The sequence below is a fragment of the Clostridium sp. HCS.1 genome (assembly GCF_047900555.1).
GTDB lineage: Bacteria > Bacillota > Clostridia > Clostridiales > Clostridiaceae > Clostridium.
In genome coordinates, this window is record NZ_CP170704.1 from 3,475,729 (window position 1) to 3,497,852 (window position 22,124).

Consider the following 22,124-nt stretch of genomic DNA (forward strand, 5'->3'; position numbering starts at 1 on the left):
TAAGATTACACATAATCCCTATCGGATTACTTTTTAGCATTATATCCATATTATATGAACATTATTATTTTTTGTCAATGAAATTTAAATAAAAATAGGCTTATCTATTTTTATTTAAATTTATTAACATGTATTCGTATTTTTTATTTATTTCTTATTTCATCAAACCATCTTAATACATTTTGTATTTCTCTATCCCAACAAGACCAATTATGCTCTCCTTCTGAGTAATTAAATTCAGAATCTACTCCTAAAGCCTTCATTTTTTCTTCCATTTCCTGATTATTTTTATATAGAAAGTCCTCTGTACCACACCAAGAATATATTTTGGGTAAATTATTAATTTCATTATCTTTTGACAAGGAATCTAAAAGATATATTAAGTCATTTTTTGACCCTTTAATATTTTCTAATGGTCCAAATACTCCTTCCCAAAAAGACTTTCTTTTATTCTTAAAGCCTTCTGTCATTGATTCACTAGCTATATTTAAAGGACCTGATAATGATGCTGCTGCCTTAAACTTTTCAGGATGAGTTAATGCTAATTTAAGAGCACCATGCCCCCCCATAGAAACACCAGCAACAAAAGTATCTTCTTTTCTATCTGAAAAGTTGTTGAAATATTCTTTGCAAAACTTAGGTAGTTCTTCTGATATGTAAGTCCAATATTTAGCTCCATATGTAGTATCTGTATAGCAACCTAATTGAGTTGTAGGTATTACTACAGCAAATCCGTATTGTGATGCATATCTTTCTATAGATGTTCTACGCATCCAAACACTTTCATCATTTCCCATACCATGTAATAAATATAATACTGGTTGTCCTTTCTTATTAATACTTTCCTTAGCATCTATTTCATTTGACTTTTGTTGAGGCAAAAGTACATTTAACTTAGTATTAATTCCTAAGGTATTTGAGAAATAGTTTACTTCAAATAAAACCATGCCTATCCTCCTAAAAACTATTTTATTATGTTATTATATACCTAAAAAATTCGACTGTATATAATTCATATTAAATAATAATGATTTTCCATATATTCATTAATAATTTTTTATATCAAATCGTTTTTTATTTACAAAGGTTTTAAAATATTAATTTTAGCAGATACTATTTAATGATATATATAGTAAGGAGGATAAATCATGGCAGAAATAACAGGAGTAGTTAAATGGTTCAATTGTGAAAAGGGGTATGGTTTCATATCATGCAATGAAGGGAATGATGTATTTGTACATTACTCACAAATTAAAGAGAAAGGTTCTGAAAAATCTTTACATGAAGGCGAAAATGTAACCTTCAACATTACAGAAAATGAAAAAGGACCTATGGCTGTGAACGTACAAAAATTATAATCTAAAAAAGCACCTCTTATGAGATGCTTTTTTTAATATATAATAGTACCTAATATATTCACTTCTATTAACTTAACCTTAATCATATTAAGTTAATCCTTCATTACTAATCATACATTTCTAATCCTCATAATATTTTCCGCCCTTTATAAACTTATTCATACTTTCCATTTTGATTTAAGTAAAATTATAGGTAGTAGCAAGTATAAATACTTACTGCTACCTATATTTCTAAAACTATCTTTTATAATTAGCTTTTTTTCTTGTTGATAGAATAGCAACGCCACCAAGTGCACAAACAGAAACTATTAATAAAGGTAATGTCAAGCCGCTAGATTTCTCTTCCTTAACAGCAGTTGTTGTATTATAAAGTTCAGCAGTAGTATCGTAGTAAATAATGTCATCTGAAATAGCTTCTTGTCCTTCAATTACATATTGGTCAATCTCCCTTTGTTTATTTAATATATTCTCATCAATTGCTGTAGCAGAAAATGATGGACTTGATAAATCAACATCTGGAGAAACTTCATCTGTTTCAAGTAGTGCTGCTTCTTTACCATCAACAACATTAACCATATCTCTTCCAAGAATACTATATAGATATTCAGCATTTTCTTCATTATAAGGTTCTATTCTAACCTCTACAAATTTATTAACCATCCCCGTACTTACTACAGTGAAGCCTTTTTCCTCAATTTCCTTACTATTCTTATTAAATACAATATAATCAATTTCTTCTTGCTTTTTAGCTAAGTTCTCGTCAACAACAGCAATTTCTATGGTTTGATAAGCATTTTTATTATCTTGATTTGTTTCTGCAAACACTACATTGGATGATAATACAGTTATACCTATTCCAAAAATAAGAGCCCTTAAAATATTAATTTTTTTCATAAAAATCATACCTCCAATTTATTTTTTATTTCATAGATCTTGCAATCTTAATAGCATCTTCTTGTGTTATTAATCCACTAATTAAATAGTGAACCTCATCTTTAAACCAATGTAGCTCAATATTCATACTGTCTTCATTTTCTCCCTCTGTTGATATATTCTTATTTAGAAACCCTATAGTTCCATTAATATCAAATTCTTCATAATTAGCAAATTTATTTTCTACTTGTCCTTTTTCTTGAATAATCATAAAAGATTTATCTCCTGAAAAGTAATTAAGAATAATTTTATATGCCTTTCCTTCCTCAAAACCATATGCATTAATTTTTTCAAGCTCATAGTCTTCTGGAATATAAGTAGGTATAATAAAAGTACTTTCAAAATCTCCTTTTGCATTATCAAGTGTATCTATAACCCAGCTTTTCTCTTCCTCAGCATTTAGTATATTGTTACCAGAATTCTCTGGAATTGACTCAGTATCATCAACACTCATCATAAGATTATTTTCAGGAGTTATATCTAGATTCTCTTGATTCTTTAATGGCAGGATATGAGATATATTTGCTATTCCAATAATTAAGAGAAAACATGCAGCTACTATCAGTACTTTGTTGATTGGCCTATAATTTTTCTTTAGACATTTTTGCAAGGTCTTTTTCTTAAGATCTTCATCAACTTTTACATCTTTCATGATATCATCCGCTATATTTTTAAAGTCCCTGATTTTATTCACTCCAATCAATCCTCCCTCCTAACTTGGTTTTAAGTATTTCTCTTGCTCTGTGTAGTCTACTTCTTACAGTTCCTTCAGCAACATTCAAAATTTTACTTATTTCCGCTGTATTGCAATTATGGTAGTAGTAAAGTATTATAACCTCTTTAAATCGATGTGATAGGGACATTACCTCTTCAAATAAAATTTTATTTTCTTCTATTTTAATAATTCTGTTTTCAATTCCTATATTTACATTCTTATCTTTCAACTTATCAGTAAGCAGCACTCTCTTGAGCCATGAACTACGTAACATATCTTTGCATACATTAATGGTTATTCTAATTATCCATGTTTTTTCACTGCTTTCCCCTTTAAAACTTTCAAGTTTATTAAAAACCCTAATAAACACTTCTTGGAAAGCATCCTCAGCATTCTGTAAGTTTTTCAGATACATATAAGATGTCCTTAATACATCGTTACCATAAGTATCCATTAATCTTTGAATTTCTTTTTCTATATTCTGTCCTTTAACCGATTTATTCTCCTTTGGTACCGAAAGGGAATCCATAAGTTACCTCCTTTCTTGTGGTGCTTACACTTATTAGACGTATCCAATTAATTTCCCGCTCCCTATTTTAAATAATTTTTTTATTCCTTTATATATCTATTTAAGAAATATTAGTAAATACATAATTATATGTTAAGTATGAAAACTTCAAATATTTTCAATCCTCTATTTTATATTTTCTTTATCGTACTTTATCCATAAAAAAGTAGTGCAACAGAATAAATACTACTCTATTGCACTTTCACTATTATCTAGCCATGATTTTTACTTATCTAATCTTTCCTCTTGAATCAGAGAGTTATAAATTCTTTCAATTTCTTGTCTATCTGCTAATTGAATAATTAAATACATCTATTAGTACTTAATCAAACACTTGACGTAATTCAATCTGACCTTCTCCATATCCTTGAGGATCAGGCATATTCATAGCCCATTCCACAGCTTCTTCCCTAGAATTTACATCAATAAGAATAAAACCAGCAATCAAATCTTTTGTTTCAGTAAACGGCCCCTCTGTAACAACAGGCTTTTCCCCTGGTTTAGGATATGATATGCGAATCCCATTAGAACTTGGTTGAAGTCCTTTAGCCATAACCCGTACTCCAGCCTTAACTAAATCATCATTGTACTTGTTCATAGCTTCAATAAGCTCAGAGCTTGGTAGATTTCCAGCTTCAGAATTCTTTGATGCTTTCACAATCAACATAAATAACAAAACTATTCCTCCTTATACATTTAATTAATTCTTGTAATAAAGTTTATTTAATTTCAACATTTAATCTTATTATAATTTTATATAATCCTTCATATACTTACAATAATAATTCATATACTTACAATAATAATTCAATAATATTATCAATTTTCTAATATTCGCTACTTCAGTAACCTCTAGTAACACTACCAAAATGAATGAAAATTTAAATAAATTAATGAAAACTAGTAATTGTTATGTTTCAACTAAGCTATATATACAAAAAGGGACTGGCCACTAATTTTTAGTTGGTCAGTCCCCTCTTTTATCTATATTTTTATAATTTATTTCCACAGCTTATCTGCAACTTTTCCCCAATTCTCTGAGTATTCTATACACTTTCCACATAGGTGCTCTACTGATTCTGGGGATATAAGATCTGTTGATTTAGCTCCTGTCTTCTTAACAATTTCTTGTAAACACTCTGGATTCTCTAGCATAGGACAAGGTCTTAAATGATTTTCATTAAAAGGTTGTCCTTCTCTATAAGCCATAAAAATAGGTTGCTTTAAGCATTCTAAAAGACTCTTATCATGTATATTAGCATTAGAATAATGAATAAATACACATGGTTCCACATCTCCATTAGGATTTATATGGCAATAACATCTTCCCCCTGCTATACATCCACCTACGAATTCTCCATCATTTTGGAAATCCATTGCAAATATAGGTTTTCCACCTTCCATTGAACGAATTTCTCTTACTCTCTTGTACATATACTTTCTTTGCTCACTTGTTGGTAATAAGTCTATATCAGCCTCATTTCCAACAGGCATATAGTGGAAATACCAAGTAAATCTACATCCTTTTTCAATAATTAAATCTAAAAATTCATCAGATGTTACTACATCTATATTTTTTCTGGTATAGCATATAGAAGTACCAAAGATTAATCCATATTCTTTTAATAAATCCATAGTATCCATTACTTTATTGAAAATTCCATTTCCTCTTCTATCATCATTAACTTCCTCAAATCCTTCAAGGCTAATAGATAATGATAAGTTTCCAACTCTGACCATCTCTTCACAAAGTTCTCTATCTACTAAAGTACCATTAGTGAAAGCATGAAAAGCACAATCATTATGTTTTTCACATAACTTAATTAAATCTTTTTTTCTAACTAATGCCTCACCTCCAGTAAGCATGTAAAAATAAATTCCAAGCTCTTTTCCTTGAGTTATAATACTATCTAAATTCTTAAAGCTTAAGTTTAGTTTATGTCCATATTCTGCTGCCCAACATCCTGTGCATTTTAAGTTACAAGCGCTAGTTGGATCCATAAGTATAATCCACGGTATATTACAGTTATACTTTTTTTGCAATTCTAGTGTTTTTTTGTATCCACTAAAACCTGCTTCAAATCCTAAATTTAAAGCTGTCATTTTTATAACATGCGGATTTAATTCATTTAGTGCTCTGTCTAAATATTTCATCCACTTTCCATTAGGATCTTTTATAAGATTTCTAGCTCCATCAAAAGCTTCCTTACTAAAAGTCCCATCTAGAAATTGTTCTGATATATCTACTAATTTCAATAAATTTTTTTCTTTATCTTTATTTACATATTTCAATATACCATCTATAGTTACACCTAATGCCTTCCTTGCTGCCGTATGAGTTAATCCCATATATTTCCCTCCTTACTTAAGCAAAAAATTAAATTCCACCTATATTATAACATATTTATCACTAAATTTTACTCAATATCCATACTTTACATATTTTTAACATTATTTATATTGATACTTATTTATTACAAATTTATAATATTTTATATTTTTTTAATAATAAATAATTACATGAAAAGTATTTATTATTAATTTATACATTAACTTTCTAAAGAAAAATTTAATGTATAATATAAAAATCAACTTGTAGTTTGTTTGGGTATTATTCATAGATTACTTTAAGATTATATTAAAGAATTAAGAAAGAGCTTACTTGAATTGAAATTATTAAAGAAGAGTATTTATATCAATTATTTGTTCTAGAAATCACAATTCATGATATTGCATTTATTCATTATTAGATTCAACTTCTAAATAAGGAAAATTTATATTATATTAAGCTTCCATTAGAAACCAATTTATCTAAGATAATTTAATAAAAAAATTACGGAACAATAAATAAGAATTATTTCTTAAATATAGCTTAATTTAATAAAGATTAAAAATAATACTTACTTTATAAATTTTATTTATTAATCTGAGGAAGTCATGGATTAATATAAATGGTATTTTAAACTCACATTTTATGTATTATTTTGATTTTAATTTTACTTTACAGGTATTTGCTTGTCTACTGTTATAACATGCTCAATCAACCAATTAGAAACAAATTTTAATATATCAAGTAATTCACTTTGTTGGTTATTATCAATAATATTGTAGTCTATAGTATCTATTTTTCTTATAAAGTCTTCATGCTTTAATTTATGTTCAAAAAATTTATTGTATCTAATTGAAACCATATATTCTTCTTCAGCTTTAAAATGGTGTTTAGTATACTCTTTTAATTCTTCAACAGCTGTAATTATTTGATCATATTTATCCATTAAGAACTCATTTAAATATAAATCATATATTTTATTAAATAATCTAAATAACTCCTTATGCTGTTCATCTACTAGTTCTATGCCTGTTTTATATTTGTCACTCCATTCAATCATTTTACAATACCTCTCTCAAAAGTAGAATTTTTTACTCTTATCTTTTTATTAATTAAATTTGCACCTGCAATACCTAATTCAAAATAATATTTTTATAAATTCCCCCAATGTTTTAAATTAATATCTCCCCTTGATATTCCTCAGAATTAATTACTTTCTAATTATAGAATAATACTATAATCTACTTCAATATATTATATTGACTTCTTTAGTATTAATATTCAGTATCCTAAAAATCCCCTCATACTACAATTGAGGAGAACTAAGCCACGCTATAATATTCACTTAAAATCCTTCAAGGTATTTCATATTAAACTATTTCTTCTCTAAATTTAGAGAAGCACCTCCTCTATGCCTTCAGCATATAATAATAACTATAAAGAATAAATAATATGTATAATACAGATAGAAGTTCCCCTATCCAAGTGGGGTTGTTACGCCTAAGGATAAATACTGTTTGGGCAAAATGCAATCATAAAGTTAATAAAATATCCCTCAGTAGTTTACTTCTTAATTTGTACACTATGCATAAAAGTAAAAAAGGAGTAAAAAAATGGATCAAACTTATGATTATTGTAATTGTGAAGAGAACAACGAGAAAAAAGTAAAAGAATTTATTAATTCATTAGAAAATCAAGGCTATACAGTTCAAGAAGGAGAAAAAAAGAATTTAATCTTTTGCCTGATGCTCGATTCGATTTAAATTATTTAAGATATAAAATTCTTGAAAAATATGATAGTAATGAATATGAAGCTATAGATCTAAACACTAATCTTTGGGTTATGGAAAGTTTCGAGGCAATTCTAATGGATGTAAATGTGCTAGGAGAAAGTAGAGATGCCTTGTACTTGAAAACAAATAATTTCCAATTAACCTCTGATGAGGATTTTTTAATTGTCTACGGAGTTAATCACACTAAAACTGGGGAAGCAGTTTACTATAATGCAAGTTTCTATGGTGCTGAAAAAATTAATGGTGTCAGTGTAATTTACTCACCAGATTGTGAAGGATCAGCAAATGAGTTTTTCCCTAAGGGTTGTGAAGTATCCGATGACTATTATGTGTATAAAATGGCTAGAAGAGGCTGCGGAGATTGTGTAGCTGTTATCCCTTATAGTACAGGAAATCCAAAAGGATGCTGCTATGGAGTGGATAATTGTCAAGAAGCATTTATAGGATTTAGATTGTATTTAAATCAAAAAACATTAGTTGGTCCAGCCCCTTATAATGTCATTTGGGACCAAGCTATTTTATTTAAGAAGAAGTGTAAAAATTAATAACATTAAAAATAAGTTAGGAATGTAAAGTAATTTACATTCCTAACTTTAAAAGAAATAATTATATTCGTTTTTTATCTTTGATATATTCCCACTGCTTCTAGCCCAAATATTCTCTATTTTTATTAATCCAATCACAAATACTTTTTTCTACAGCATATGGATAAGAAAATTTCTTTTTTTGGGATATATCATGTGATAAGCGTTTAAATAAGTTTATCGTAGCCATTAGAGCCTTCCAACTGTCAATCCTCTCAAAATGACCAAATGAGTTCTGTAACTCAATTTGAGTTTCTTTACTTGCCCATTCACATAAGAAACGACCTGCATGCCAGGTATCATAACCACTTCCATTTACTGTCTTTTCATGCCATTCTATCATCTGAAGAAGGAGTTCTTTCATATTGTTATCTCTCACTTTTACAACCCATAATTCATTTCTTAGTATTTGTTTAGCTGTATATAGGGCTATAAACCAAAACATATTTATAGATTGTAAGAACTTTTCTTCTGATAAAATATTCCCTTTAGGAGCCATACTATATTGAGGCATAATATAATTTGCAACATTATCTTTATCAATAAGTACTTTTACTCCTCGATAAAAATTATCTGGCGTAATTTTTTTATTTACAATATACCTTAAGTCATCTAATGAATGAATAACAAAATCAACTTGCCATCCACCATTAAATAGTGTAAGACATTCATGGTCGCCCCCTTCTGTCTGAGAGACAAATGAAGTACAGATTTCCCCCATATTGTTAAGCCATTGGTTATTTGAAAGATAATAATTCTGTCTTGATGTAAAGAAAATAATATCCATATCTGACCACTGGTCTGCAGGATGATCATTACGTGCCCTAGAGCCCACTATAAATGCTGCTCTTATATCTTCAACTGTTTGCGCCCAAGAAACAAAATCTCTTTCCATGTTTTCATAAAATATTTTTGAAGTTATCATTAATAAACGCCTCCGTATTAACAGTACTCTCTATTTTCAATTAGATTTTTCTTATGTTTATACCTGGTTTTCTTATTACTTCTTTTACTTTATTGCCTCCAAAATTAGCTTTACAATTTTTGTGCTGTGTAAGACATAGCTTCCATGTCCTTCTCCCTTCAAAATGTGAAGCTTACTATTTGGAATGCTATCAGCAATATACTTCGTATGATTTTGTTTCACCATATCATGACTTCCTGCCAGTATAGTAGTAGGGATTATAATACTACTAAGCATTTCCTCTGTAATATTGGGCTCAGTTAGCATCATGGTCATCTTTGGATCTTTCACAATTGCATTTATGAACTTAAAAAGTTTGAGCCACCCTGTTCTAATACCATCTGGTGATAAGTTTGCCCCACTAATAATAATTTGAGATAATAGTTGTGGATATCTTGCTGCAAGTAGCAATCCAATAATTCCACCATCACTGAATCCATAAAGAATGGTTCCCTGAAGTTTAAGCTCTTCAATAAAACACCTTATATCCTCTGCAAAATCATCATAGTGATATTCCATAACAGCTTCACTCTGCCCATGCCCACGACTGTCTATTGCGTATACTGTAAATCTTTCTGCCAATAAGGGTATTGCCTTATCAAAAATCTTATGAGTTTGCCCATTTCCATGTATTAGAATTAGTGGTCTTCCTGTACCAGACTTTTCATAATAAAGATTAGTATTGTTAACACGGCATATCATTACCTACATCTCCTTTTTTATATTTTTTCATTTTAATTCATTATTCCTATAGGTTGAATCAAATGTATCCACATGTCTTTCTAAAATGGATAACGCTTCTTTTTCTTTTTCAGGCTTACCATCATATTTACATAGAAGCAAAAAGATGGGAGAGTAAAATTGCAGAGCCAACACTTCCGAGTCAACCTCTTTAAAATAGTCTATATCAATCATTTTTTCAAATAAAGCAGTTTGATATTGTAATGCGCCGTCTATCAAAAACTCCCTCAGTATGTTTTCTGCTTCTGAGTGACGAAACTGTTCTAGCATCAACAATCTACGGAACTGTACTGCCTGATGGTCTTTAAGCCAGTATAAGAATAAAGAGGAACATTGTTTTTTTAGTTCATTTAATCCCTGATTTTTATACTCCATGGCAAGCGTAGAAAAATCATTACCCTCTGGTAATTTAATTGCTTTTGATGCTTCTTCAAAATGAGTTTTCATTTCAATAAAAATTGAATCCAAGATTTCCTGCTTACTTTTATAGTGCTTATACAATGCACTCTCACGAAAACCCACTGCCTTTGCAATATCTCTCATGGAAACTCCGTCATAACCGTGTTTTGAGAAAAGTGCAAGGCACTCTGTAAGTATCTGTTTTTTTCTATCTATCTTTTGCATATAATTCACCTCGTAGTTTTTATGTATCCTGTAAAAAAGGACAATTTTTAAAATCTAAATCACAAATATTTTAGAAAGGCTCTATCAGATAAAATAAAAAATAATGTTTGTATTACCTCTCCAATTAAATATGTAAATACATCCTACCTTGAATAATAAGTTATAATCTTATCTATTCTTTACCTTTATTATAGTTATCAATCGTTCACCTTAATTGTAAGTTATCAATCGTTCACCTGTCAATATGATATTCAAAATTCATATTTTTTTCTCAGTGTTAAGATATTCTTAGAATAACTAATTCACTAACAAAGTTATAAAATCCATTAATTGGAGAAATTGAAATAGAAAAAAGTTAGGAAAAAAGACATAAAAAAAGCCAGAGAAATCTTGAAATGATTCAAGAATTTCTCTGGCTATGAAGAACTTTTTATCTAATGAAGAACTTTATTTGATAGTACTCAATTATCTTCCTTTTTCCAGCAATGCCACTGTTTCAATATGACTTGTATGTGGGAACATATCAACAGGCTGAACAATTTCAGTCTTATAGCCTTTTTCTTCTAATACTTTTAAATCTCTTGCTAAAGTACTCGGATCACATGAAACATAAACTAACCTTTTAGGTTTAGCTTTTTCTATGGAATCTAGAAGTTTAATATCACAACCTTTTCTCGGTGGATCAACAACAATCACCTCTGGTACTATACCCTTATCTATCAATTCAGGTATTATTTCTTCTGATTTTCCCACAAAGAATTCTACATTATCTATATTATTAATTCTTGCATTTTCTCTAGCATTAATAATAGCTGGCTCTATAATTTCAACTCCATAAACTTTTTTTGCTTTTTGTGAAAGGAAAAGTGTTATTGTTCCAGTTCCACAATATGCATCAAAAACAGTTTCTTCTCCTGTTAATTTTGCATATTCTAAAGCCTTTGAATATAACTTTTCTGTTTGAACAGGATTTACTTGGAAGAAGGATAGTGGTGATATATTAAATTTAAAATTATCTATGTAGTCTGTTATTGTGTCTTCTCCCCATAAGGTTATACACTTTTGTCCTAAGATAACATTAGTATTTTCCTTATTTACATTTAAGATAATACTCTTTATACCTTCTACATTATCTTTTATTAATTCTATAAATTTATCTATATGTTCAATTTTTTCCCTTGTTGATACTAAAACCACCATAACTTCATTAGTAGTAAAGCCTTTACGTATCATTATATGTCTTATTAAACCATTCTTATTAAAAACTCCATCAATGCTAGCAGCAGATATATTATATTCCTTCATCCACTTTCTAGTAAGATCAGCAACTTTATCAGCTATCTTATCTTGAATTAAGCAAGTATCTAAGTTTATAATATTATGACTTCTTGGTGCATAAAACCCTATGCTTAGTTCTCCCTTTACAATTCCAACTGGTAATTGAACCTTATTTCTATATCTTTCTGGATTTTCCATTCCTATAGGATATTTCACTAATGAGTTATCTAATCCACCTATTTTTGATATGCAATCTTTAACTCTTTCAAATTTATAATCTAATTGCTTTTTATAATTCATATGCTGAACAGTACATCCACCACATCTTTTATAAACCTTACAACTTGGTTCTACTCTTTCATTAGAAGCCTCAATTACTTCTAGTAGCTTTCCATAAGCATAATTTTTCTTAACTTTAACTATTAAAACTTTTACTTTTTCTCCTAAAATAGCGCCTTCTATAAATATAGGATATCCATCTATCTTAGCTATACCTTCTCCTTCATATCCTATACTTGTTATATCTAATATATATTCATTGTTCTTTTCAACCAAATTATCCACCTCTTAAAACCTTGCAAATTTAATGATTTCTAAAGTTTCATCTTATAATAGCATAAAAATATATAAAAAACAAAGTACTGTCGCACAATGTAAAATGAAGAATGTAAAATGTAAAATTAATGTAAAAACTCCTTTCGGAGTTTCAATATATAAAAAGATTTATGACTAATGAAGTTTTTATTAGTTAAGATACATCCTCTTACTTTATTTTAAATTAGTAATTATATTTTATTATAAAAAAATAGGCATCATATGATGCCCAAAGCCAGAATTAAGTTGCCATTTAATTCCATAATAATATTATTACATTATTTAATACATAATATACATTATAACTTAATATATATCAATATAAATGTGAACATTTTGTTAATTATCTGTTTTTATATTTTATTTATACTATAATTATACAATATTTTAACTATATTATAACTTTTTAGAATTTATATGATAATCATTTTCAATTATTTGTTTTTATTTTAAATTTATTAGACAAAGAAATATAATTTTTTTAAATTAACAAGTTTAAAGTTTTATACTTATTTATAAAAATAGAATTGTGGTGCTAATCAATTAGCACCACAATTCTCTAAATTTTAACTATTAACTCTTACTTATTAACTACTAGTTATTCTACTACACTTATCTTTAATAAGTTTGTTGCACCAATCTTATCTACTGGAACACCTGCAGCAATTACTACTGTATCTCCCTTTGCAACAAATCCATGCTCTTCTGCAACCTTCACTGATTCTTCCATCATATGATCTGTTGATTCCATTTTTCCTGAAACAACTGGATAAACTCCAAAGTATAATGCTAACTTCTTAGCTACTCTTTCATCTGGAGTTACAGCAACTATTGGGCAATCTGGTCTGCATTGAGATAATCTTCCTGCAGTAGCTCCACTTTGTGTTGATGAAATTATTGCTGAAGCTTGTAATTCGTAAGCAGCATTTGCAGCAGCTCTTGAAATAACTCCTGCTATAGCAGGTATATGTCTTTTTGCTTTTGAAGTAGCTATTTCATAATCTAATTGCTTTTCAGCTTCTATAGCTATTTTCGCCATAGTTTGAACAGCTTCTACTGGCCAATCTCCATTTGCTGATTCTCCTGATAACATAATTGCGTCAGTTCCATCATATATAGCATTTGCTACGTCTGATACTTCTGCTCTTGTTGGTCTTGGATTTCTTATCATAGAATCTAACATTTGAGTAGCAGTTATAACTGGCTTTCCTGCAGCATTACATTTTTGTATTATCATTTTTTGAACTGCTGGAAGTTTTTCCATTGGTATTTCAACACCTAGGTCTCCTCTAGCAACCATTATACCATCAGAAGCTTCTAATATAGCATCTATATTATCAACACCTTCTTGGTTTTCTATCTTTGAGAATATTTGAATGTCTTCTCCACCATTTTCAACTAAAACTTTTCTTATAGCTTCAACGTCAGCTGCCTTTCTTATAAATGATGCTGCAACTAAGTTTACTCCTATTTCACAACCAAATTTTAAATCTGCTATATCTTTTTCTGTTAAAGCAGGTAATTTTATTGAAACTCCAGGAACATTAACTCCCTTATGAGTTCCTACAAAACCTGTATTCATAACTTTACAGTTAATTTTATTACCTTCAACAGATTCAACTCTTAATCCAACTAAACCATCATCTATTAATATAGTATCTCCAGATTTAACATCATTAGCTAAGCCTTCATAAGTTACTGTACATTGTGTTGTATCTCCTACAACATCTCCACCAGCATATATTATAAAGTTATCACCAGTTTTTAATTCAACTTTTTTAGGTTCAAACTTTCCAGTTCTGATTTCTGGTCCCTTAGTATCTAACATTATAGCTATCTCTTTATTATGTTTTTTAGCTAAGTCTTTTACTAAGTTTATTCTAATTGCATGCTCTGCATGATCTCCATGTGAAAAGTTATGTCTTGATGCATTCATTCCAGCTTCAATTATTTGTGATAATATTTCTGGGTTTTCACTAGCTGGCCCTATAGTACAAATCATCTTAGTTTTTCTCATTAATAACACTCCTTCGATTAAGTATATAATAATTTTTGGGTTCACATTAAATAATTTATATTAATATTCTGAGTAACAAATCAAGTATTTATAACCTAAGATGATATTTCATTTGCTATTTCAAATAATTTTTCATCAAACTTTCTATCTAAAGCTAATGCTTCATCTATATCTTGATCAATTATCTCATTATTTTTTATACCTATTACTCTTGAAGTTTTTCCTTCTAGAAGAACTTCAACTGCTCTAGATCCCATTCTAGAAGCTAATACTCTATCTGCAGCTGTTGGGCTACCGCCTCTTTGAATATGACCTAATACTGTTGCTCTTGTTTCAATTCCTGTAACTCCCTCAACATATTTAGCTAATTCTTGAGCTCCACCAACACCTTCTGCAAGTAATACTAAGTTGTGTATTTTTCCATTTTGTTTTCCTTCTAATATTACTCTGCAAAGTTCATCTTTATCAAAGCCTTTTTCTGGTGTAATTATATATTCAGCTCCACCTGCAATACCAGAATATAAAGCTATATCTCCACAATCTCTTCCCATTACTTCAACTATTGATACTCTTTCATGAGAAGTTGATGTATCTCTAATCTTATCTATTGCATCAATAACTGTATTTAAAGCTGTATCAAATCCAATTGTAAAATCAGTGTAAGTTAAGTCATTATCTATAGTTCCTGGTAACCCTACAGTTTTAACACCTAGCTTTGATAAAAGCTTAGCTCCTGTAAATGATCCATCTCCACCAATTACTACTAATGCATCAACACCATAAGCCTTTAATATCTTAGTAGCTCTTACTCTTACTTCTTCCTTTTTAAATTCAAGGCATCTAGCTGTTCTTAATATAGTACCACCTCTATGAATGATATCAGAAACTGATGATCTATTCATTGGAAATAATTCTCCATTAATTAAGCCACTATATCCTCTTTGAACGCCCATTACTTCAATACCATGATGTAAAGCGGTTCTTACAACGGCTCTTATTGCTGCGTTCATTCCTGGAGCATCTCCACCACTAGTTAAAATAGCTATTTTTTTCATGTTGTTTCCTCCTTAACACCACCGGGACAAAGGTTGTCCCACTTTATGTGGAATTATCCATTTTTTATTTACTATAATAATTTTATTGTTACCACATTAATAAGTTTTTACTATTTTTTATCATCTTTTTTTATTTTACTTGCTTAATTAAGTTTATGCAACTAAAATAAATACAATAATTGATTTTTATCTACTTTTTTATTCTTTATATGTTATATTATAACCTAAAATCATTGCATTTATATATTAAATAATAATATTTTCTTATTTATTATTTATAACTTTTTAAAATTACATATTTTATTAATTTATATTAAATTTAAAGACAAATAATTAATAGTATTGAAAATTTTTCAAATTTTATATAAATTAATGAAGTTTACAAATACTAAATTCTTTATAAAAATTATCAATTAGTAAATGTAAACTTCATCTAAATTATTCTACTACCTTAACATTTTCATCTCCAATTATTTCTTTAAAATAAATTACTGCATCTGACTCTAGGTTTATCCAAATGTCCTTTGACATCCTATAACTTTTTCTATCATTTTCAGTAAATAAATATACAGTAGTATCGCCTTTGTAATAATCAGGCATCTTTTTTAATTCTTGAATTAAAGCCTTTCCTTCTGTTAAATCTTTAGTTCTTAGATATACTTTTGATGTATTTATTTTTTCTAAAGGCTCAATAGTTTCACATATTAACTTTGGAAGTTCATCTTCCTTAATACTTATTCTTCCTTTAATAACAACTAAAGCATCTTCTTTTAGACTTTCTCTAACCTTATCTAAAGTTTTTGGGAAAACTATAACTTCTATTACACCAGTTAAATCTTCTAATTTTAAGAATGCCATCATGGTATTATTTCTAGTTATCTTTTGATTATACTCAGCTATTATTCCTCCAAGTATGACCCTTTCTTCATCATGAATTATATCTTCTGGTAAGTCATTAGGATTAAAGTTTTCCTTTATTATTTCATAGGACTTATTTATTTTTTCAATACTAGTAGATGTCTGTACCTTAAGACTATCTACATATTCATCTAAAGGATGCCCTGACAAATATAATCCTGTCATTTCTTTTTCCATAGATAATAAATTTTTCTTTGCAAACTCCTTTATATTTGGATAATTTATTTCTGGAAGCTCAACTTCTTCCTCAATTCCAAATAAACTTATTTGCCCATCTATATTTCTCTTTTTCTCATTAGCTACTCCATCCATTAACTTTTCATATACAGCTAACAATTTTGATCTATATATATTAAAACCATCTAAAGCCCCTGCTTTTATTAAGCTTTCAATGGCTCTTTTATTAACTGATGATAAATCTATTTTATTGATAAAGTCCATTAAAGATTCAAAAGAACCTTTTTTATTTCTAGATTCTACTATTGTTTCAACTACATTAAAGCCTACATTCTTTATAGCTGCTAATCCAAATCTAATTTTATCACCTTTAACAGTAAACTTTGAGTAACTTTCATTTATATCAGGTGGTAGCACTTGAATTCCTAAGCTTTCAGCAAAGGCAATATAATGGGCTACCTTTTCACTTGTTCCCATAACTGAATTAAGCATAGCTGCTATGGTTTCAGCTGGATAATACTTCATTAAATATGCAGTTTGATATCCTATAACTGCATAGGCTGCTGCATGAGATTTGTTGAAAGCATATGATGCAAAGTCCATCATTTGATCAAAAATTTTATTTGCAGCTTCTTCAGAAATTCCATTTCTCTTACATCCTGGAACTTCTATATTTCCATCTTTATCTACAACACCAAATATAAAGTTTTTTCTCTCTTCCTCCATAACCTTGTGTTTTTTCTTAGACATAGCTCTTCTAACAAGGTCACTTCTTCCCATAGAATATCCAGCAAGTTTTCTTACTATTTCCATAACCTGCTCTTGATATACCATTACCCCATAAGTTACATTAAGTATATCCTCAAGTTCTGGGGTTTCATATTTAACTTTATCAGGATTTTGCTTACATTCTATATATCGAGGAATTTCAGCCATAGGACCTGGTCTATAAAGTGATATTCCTGCTATAATATCTTCTAAACAGTCTGGTTTCAACTCCTTCATAAATGAAGTCATTCCTGGTGATTCTAATTGGAATACACCTGCTGTCTTTCCTTCACCTAGCATCTTATAGACTTTTTCATCTTCAAAGCCTATCTTATCTAAATTTACTTCTATTCCTTGGTTTTCCTTTATCATTTTAACTGCATCATTCATAACAGTTAAAGTTCTAAGCCCAAGGAAATCCATCTTTAATAGTCCAAGTTCCTCTAATGTTGTCATATCAAACTGTGCAACTATAGATTCTTCATTTTTTTGCAGAGGTACATATTCAACTAGTGGTTTAGATGCTATTACTACTCCAGCTGCATGAGTAGATGAATGTCTAGGTATTCCTTCTAAATCTTTACTAATATCAATTAAGTTCTTTACTCTCTCTTCATTATTATATGCTGCTTTAAGTTCTGGGTTTATTTCTAAAGCCTTATCTATTGTAATTCCAAGCATAGTAGGGATCATTTTTGCTATTCTATCTACTTCTGCATAGGAATAATTCATAGCTCTTCCTACATCTCTTATACAAACTCTAGGTGCCATAGTTCCAAAAGTTATAATTTGAGATACATTGTTAACTCCATATTTATCAACAACATAATCAATAACTTCCTGTCTTCTTTCATAACAGAAATCAGAATCTATATCAGGCATACTTACTCTTTCTGGATTTAAAAATCTTTCAAAAAGCAAACTATATTTTATTGGATCTATCTTAGTAATTCCTAGTGTATAAGCTACTATAGAACCTGCAGCAGATCCACGCCCTGGACCAGTTGGTATACCATTTTCATTAGAGAACCTTATAAAGTCCCAAGTAATTAAGAAATAATCTACATATCCCATTTGCTTAATTACTGATAATTCATATTCTAATCTATCAATATATCCACAAGCTTCTTCATTTTCTTTATAATAATCCACAAATTCTTTAACATTTAGTGGTTTATTTTTAAATTCATCAAATATATCATATCTTTCAATTAATCCTGAATAACAAAGATTCTTTAAGTACTCAAAGGGCTCCATTCCTTCAGGAACTGGGAATTTAGGTAACTTTGATACATGAAATTCATAATTGAAATTACATTCTTCAGCTATCTTTGTAGTATTCTCTAATGCCTCTGGAATATATGAAAACATATCCCACATTTCTTCTGGAGATTTTAAATAAAATTGATCTGATGGATATCTTCTTCTATTTGGATCATCTAGTGTTTTCCCTGTTTGTATACACATTAGAATATCATGAGAAGCTGAATCCTTTTGATTTATGTAATGAACATCATTAGTTGCCACTAATGGAATTCCTGTTTCCTTAGATAACTTAATATTAGCTTCTGTAACCTTCCTTTGTTCATCCATACCATGATTTTGTATTTCTAAATAGAAACCCTCTTTAAAGATGTCATTATATAAAAGTGCTACTTCCTTAGCCTTTTCATAATTATCTTTAATATGCCAGTACTGAACTTCCCCACCTAAACATGCACTTAGAGCTATAAGTCCTTCACTATGTTCTCTTAAAAAATCATGGTCAACTCTTGGCTTATAGTAAAAGCCCCTAATAGAAGCTTCAGATACTATTTCCATAAGATTTTTATATCCCTCTTCATTTTTTACCAATAAAACTAGATGATGTGTGCTATTTTCTTTATCATTTAACTTTATATCCATGGATTTCGCAGCTACATACACTTCACATCCAAGTATAGGCTTAATTCCCTGTTCTATAGCCTCCTTATAAAAAGCTACACAACCATACATAACACCATGATCAGTTATAGCAATACTATCCATCCCTAATTCTTTAGCCCTACTTATTAAATTCTCTATTTTACCAGAACCATCAAGTAAACTATATTCAGTATGAAGATGCAAGTGCGTAAATTTCTTTTCCAAATAAACACCCCCTAGAGAAGCTGAACCAGTCAGCTTCTAATGAATAATGAAAAATGAATAATGAATAATTAAGGAAGTAATTTGTTCAAAATTACTAAAAAGAATCTAATAAAAAAACTCCTAATGGAGTTTTCCCATTAATTCTTCATTTTACATTCTTCATTTTACATTCTTTTAGTACGTTCCTGATCTTATTTCTTCTGCTATTTTTTCTATTTTTCTTAATCTATGATTAATTCCAGACTTTCCAACTGGAGGATCTAGCATTTCTCCAAGTTCTTTTAGGGATTCATCTGGGTAACTTAATCTAAGTTCTGCCACTTCTCTTAAATTTTGTGGTAGTCTTTGCAGACCTATTTCTTTTTGTATAAGCTTAATACTTTCAACTTGTCTAACAGCTGCATTAACTGTTTTGCTTAAGTTTGCAGTTTCACAATTTACAAGCCTATTAACATTATTCCTCATTTCCTTCATTATTCTTATATTTTCTAATTCTAATAATGAAGTATGTGCTCCTATAATTCCTAATAGGTTTGAAATTTGTTCTCCTTCTTTTAAGTATATTATAAAGCTATTTTTTCTTTGTATTACTTTTGAATTTAATCCAAATGTATTGATTAAGGCACATAAATCTCTTGCATATTCTTCACTATGAGTTACAAACTCTAAATGATAGGTTTTTTCTGGATTACTTATACTACCTCCACCAATAAAAGCTCCTCTTACATAGGCTCTTTTTAACTCCTCTGAGCTAACCATATCTTTATCTATTCTATAATTTAAGGTTAATACTCCTTCTATTTCTGCAAGTATTCCTGTATCTCTTAAAAGATCTCTAACACCCATATCTTCTTCTATTAGAACCATGTATATATTATTTTTCTTTAAAGAGTTACTCTTTTTAACCATTAATTTTGAATGTATATTAAAATGCTCTTTTAGCAAACTAAATATATGCCTTGCAGATGCAGGATTTTCAGTAGTAATTCTAAATGATAGACCCAATCCACTAAAGGATATTGTTCCACTTACCTTCATTATTGCTGAAATTTCAGCTAATGCTTCCTCTTTAGTTAACTCTGAATATCTGCATATTTCTCCTTTGACTTTTGATGAAAATGACATATTGCCTATTTCTCCTTATTTACTATTCTTATCAAGTTATTATACCATAAATAGCAATAAAAATTTAGATGTAAATTCTAGCTTATTATAAGCTAAACATATATTTCTATTACTAAATAGTCTTCAACTATTCTAGCATATATTGAACCTTTATACTTTTTTACTATTTTCTTAACATTATATAATCCATATCCTCTTCCAGTTCCCTTACTTGAAATACCTTTTTCGAAAAAACTCTGAATTTTACTTTCATCAATATTTAATTCATCAATACTATTTTTAACTTCTATCTTGTATCTTTCTAATTTTCTTATATTTACTTTTATATCTTTCTTACTGTTATTCTTAGTAGCCTCAATAGCATTATTTAATAAATTACTAAGTATAATAGTTATTTCAGAATCATCAAGAAGTGAGTTTTCCAAATTAGTTTTTATTTCATAATTTAAATTAATTCCTAGTTGATCACATTCTACTAACTTACTATATAAAATAGCCTTTATTATTGTACTTTCAATATCTAAAACATCACTTGAAACATTAGTTTCTTGTATCTTACCAATGTATTTTTTCGCTCTTTCCTTAAGTTCTGGTATATTATTAGATACCTGAATCATGGAAAATAACATTCCTATATGATTCTTATACTCATGCTCATTTGACTTTATATTGCTAATTATCTCATCTAATAGTGGATTATAAGCATTCTTAACTTCCTTATTCTTATTCTTTATTATTGTCTTATGTATACTTTTATAAAAACTTATATTAAAGAAAATAATAATAAATATAATTAATATAATTTGAATAAGTATATTATTGCCTATATTTCCACTATCATAAATTAGTTTTAATATCATAAAAAACATAGAGATATTTAAAATTATATTTGATAACAAAATATTTTCTTCAATATAACCTTCAAAATTGATTTTTTTAAGCTTGTTGTTATATTTCATTAATATCACTATTAAAAATATAATAAGGCAAAATAATAAGAAATGTATATTTCTATATTCATTTGTTTTTCCTGTTAATAAAAAAACTATTATTATTAAACTACTTTGTATTATAAATGTAATTATTATACTTATTAGCATTTCTACTAAAACTAAATTATTATTCTTTTTATCAATATAAGCTATAGATATTATTTGTATTATATGTAAAATCACATAAGCATAAATTCTATTATTTATGTTAACGTTAATAAATACCCCACTACATATCACAACTATTAAACTATAATTTAAAAGATTATCTGTCTTTCCTTTATTAAATAAACTATTATATAATAGTACGGTTACCATCATTTCAATAAATGCAATTAATAGTTTCATATATGTCCTCCCTAACAGAAAATGTTTATTTTATATACTACATAAACATATTTTAACAAATAATTGTATTTTTTTCTATATTTCTTATATATTCGTCAAATTTTATAATAAAA

At 28.6% G+C, this 22,124-nt stretch carries 18 protein-coding genes; 2 read left to right on the forward strand and 16 right to left on the reverse strand.

Annotation, left to right across the window (positions count from 1 at the left end; translation table 11 throughout):
* Positions 1–143 precede the first annotated feature (143 nt).
* Positions 144–947 carry an alpha/beta hydrolase family protein gene (locus tag ACFYH6_RS16710; RefSeq protein WP_316343794.1) on the reverse strand — a complete coding sequence of 268 codons (804 nt, stop codon included), beginning with the start codon at positions 945–947 and terminating at the stop codon, positions 144–146.
* A 201-nt stretch (positions 948–1,148) separates the two neighbouring features.
* On the opposite strand from ACFYH6_RS16710, the gene ACFYH6_RS16715 reads away from it, so the two are divergent.
* A complete protein-coding gene (locus ACFYH6_RS16715) occupies positions 1,149–1,358 on the forward strand; it encodes a cold-shock protein (protein WP_416179732.1) in 210 nt (69 codons plus the stop codon).
* 237 nt (positions 1,359–1,595) lie between these two features.
* On the opposite strand, the gene ACFYH6_RS16720 is transcribed toward ACFYH6_RS16715, so the two are convergent.
* From ACFYH6_RS16720 to ACFYH6_RS16745, 6 genes are all read right to left on the reverse strand, one after another.
* Complete coding sequence (locus ACFYH6_RS16720; RefSeq protein ID WP_416179733.1) at positions 1,596–2,252, reverse strand: hypothetical protein; 657 nt, start codon at positions 2,250–2,252, stop codon at positions 1,596–1,598.
* A gap of 25 nt (positions 2,253–2,277) precedes the next feature.
* Positions 2,278–2,985 carry a DUF4367 domain-containing protein gene (locus ACFYH6_RS16725; RefSeq protein WP_416179734.1) on the reverse strand — a complete coding sequence of 236 codons (708 nt, stop codon included), beginning with the start codon at positions 2,983–2,985 and terminating at the stop codon, positions 2,278–2,280.
* The gene (locus tag ACFYH6_RS16730) at positions 2,978–3,535 is read right to left on the reverse strand and encodes a sigma-70 family RNA polymerase sigma factor (RefSeq protein ID WP_316343790.1); all 558 of its coding nucleotides are present in this window, start codon (positions 3,533–3,535) and stop codon (positions 2,978–2,980) included. Before ACFYH6_RS16730 ends, ACFYH6_RS16725 begins: the two co-directional genes overlap by 8 nt.
* 361 nt (positions 3,536–3,896) lie before the next feature.
* Positions 3,897–4,241 carry a YciI family protein gene (locus ACFYH6_RS16735; RefSeq protein ID WP_416179772.1) on the reverse strand — a complete coding sequence of 115 codons (345 nt, stop codon included), beginning with the start codon at positions 4,239–4,241 and terminating at the stop codon, positions 3,897–3,899.
* Positions 4,242–4,573: 332 nt separating this feature from the next.
* Positions 4,574–5,923, reverse strand: a complete 1,350-nt coding sequence (locus tag ACFYH6_RS16740) for a radical SAM protein (RefSeq protein ID WP_416179735.1) — start codon at positions 5,921–5,923, stop codon at positions 4,574–4,576.
* Positions 5,924–6,570: 647 nt separating this feature from the next.
* Entirely contained in the window at positions 6,571–6,963 is a 393-nt protein-coding gene (locus ACFYH6_RS16745; protein WP_316345128.1) for a hemerythrin family protein, read from the reverse strand.
* A gap of 678 nt (positions 6,964–7,641) precedes the next feature.
* Between ACFYH6_RS16745 and ACFYH6_RS16750 the strand changes: the two genes are divergently transcribed.
* Positions 7,642–8,241 carry a hypothetical protein gene (locus ACFYH6_RS16750; RefSeq protein ID WP_416179736.1) on the forward strand — a complete coding sequence of 200 codons (600 nt, stop codon included), beginning with the start codon at positions 7,642–7,644 and terminating at the stop codon, positions 8,239–8,241.
* A 100-nt stretch (positions 8,242–8,341) separates the two neighbouring features.
* On the opposite strand, the gene ACFYH6_RS16755 is transcribed toward ACFYH6_RS16750, so the two are convergent.
* From ACFYH6_RS16755 to ACFYH6_RS16795, 9 genes are all read right to left on the reverse strand, one after another.
* A complete protein-coding gene (locus tag ACFYH6_RS16755) occupies positions 8,342–9,205 on the reverse strand; it encodes an aminoglycoside 6-adenylyltransferase (RefSeq protein ID WP_416179737.1) in 864 nt (287 codons plus the stop codon).
* Between the two features lie 84 nt (positions 9,206–9,289).
* A complete protein-coding gene (locus ACFYH6_RS16760) occupies positions 9,290–9,946 on the reverse strand; it encodes an alpha/beta fold hydrolase (RefSeq protein WP_416179738.1) in 657 nt (218 codons plus the stop codon).
* Positions 9,947–9,973: 27 nt separating this feature from the next.
* Positions 9,974–10,609 (reverse strand): TetR/AcrR family transcriptional regulator, encoded by a 636-nt coding sequence (locus ACFYH6_RS16765; protein WP_416179739.1) that lies wholly within the window; start codon positions 10,607–10,609, stop codon positions 9,974–9,976.
* Between the two features lie 465 nt (positions 10,610–11,074).
* Positions 11,075–12,442, reverse strand: coding sequence for a 23S rRNA (uracil(1939)-C(5))-methyltransferase RlmD (gene rlmD / locus ACFYH6_RS16770; RefSeq protein ID WP_416179740.1), 1,368 nt, complete (start codon positions 12,440–12,442; stop codon positions 11,075–11,077).
* Between the two features lie 637 nt (positions 12,443–13,079).
* Positions 13,080–14,498 (reverse strand): pyruvate kinase, encoded by a 1,419-nt coding sequence (gene pyk, locus ACFYH6_RS16775; protein WP_316345508.1) that lies wholly within the window; start codon positions 14,496–14,498, stop codon positions 13,080–13,082.
* A gap of 95 nt (positions 14,499–14,593) precedes the next feature.
* Positions 14,594–15,553 carry a 6-phosphofructokinase gene (gene pfkA, locus ACFYH6_RS16780; protein WP_316345509.1) on the reverse strand — a complete coding sequence of 320 codons (960 nt, stop codon included), beginning with the start codon at positions 15,551–15,553 and terminating at the stop codon, positions 14,594–14,596.
* Positions 15,554–15,991: 438 nt separating this feature from the next.
* Positions 15,992–19,546 (reverse strand): DNA polymerase III subunit alpha, encoded by a 3,555-nt coding sequence (locus ACFYH6_RS16785; protein ID WP_416179741.1) that lies wholly within the window; start codon positions 19,544–19,546, stop codon positions 15,992–15,994.
* A gap of 174 nt (positions 19,547–19,720) precedes the next feature.
* Complete coding sequence (gene whiA / locus ACFYH6_RS16790; RefSeq protein ID WP_416179742.1) at positions 19,721–20,671, reverse strand: DNA-binding protein WhiA; 951 nt, start codon at positions 20,669–20,671, stop codon at positions 19,721–19,723.
* Between the two features lie 92 nt (positions 20,672–20,763).
* Entirely contained in the window at positions 20,764–22,011 is a 1,248-nt protein-coding gene (locus tag ACFYH6_RS16795; RefSeq protein ID WP_416179743.1) for a sensor histidine kinase, read from the reverse strand.
* Between the last annotated feature and the right edge of the window lie 113 nt (positions 22,012–22,124).